The sequence below is a fragment of the Hymenobacter defluvii genome (assembly GCF_017589435.1).
GTDB lineage: Bacteria > Bacteroidota > Bacteroidia > Cytophagales > Hymenobacteraceae > Hymenobacter > Hymenobacter profundi.
The window spans coordinates 1-505 of the sequence record NZ_JAGETX010000116.1; the positions used below are offsets into that span (position 1 = coordinate 1).

The following is a 505-nucleotide window of genomic DNA, read 5'->3' on the forward strand; positions in this document are numbered from 1 at the left end:
GCTATCGGTGATGGTTTCCAACGACTTCGATTTTTCACGAACACCCACTACAGGACGGAGATATAATTTCTGTAGATGGCGGCGTTTTCCTTAATGGTTACCATTCTGATAGCGCTTACACCTACCCAGTAGGTAATGTTACTCCTGAGATACTAGCGTTGTTGCAGCGAACTAAGGAGTCACTTTACCTGGGTATTGAACAAGCAGTAGCTGGTAATCGGATGGGCGATATAAGCTACGCCGTACAGCAGCATGTTGAAAAGCAGGGCTACGGTGTAGTTAGAGAGCTTGTAGGACATGGTGTGGGTAAGAAGCTACACGAACGTCCTGAGGTGCCTAATTATGGTAAGCGCGGTTCTGGGCTTAAGCTACAGACAGGTTTAGTTATTGCCATTGAGCCAATGGTCAATTTAGGTACCAAGCAAATTGTGCAAGAAAAGGACGGCTGGACTATCCGTACGAAGGATAAAATGCCTTCAGCGCACTTTGAGCACACAGTTGTTGT

General features: G+C 46.3%; 1 pseudogene. It reads left to right on the top strand.

From position 1 onward, the window contains the following. Positions 1-38: 38 nt before the first annotated feature. Positions 39-505: pseudogene (gene map / locus J4D97_RS23250) on the top strand (type I methionyl aminopeptidase); the annotation flags it as partial.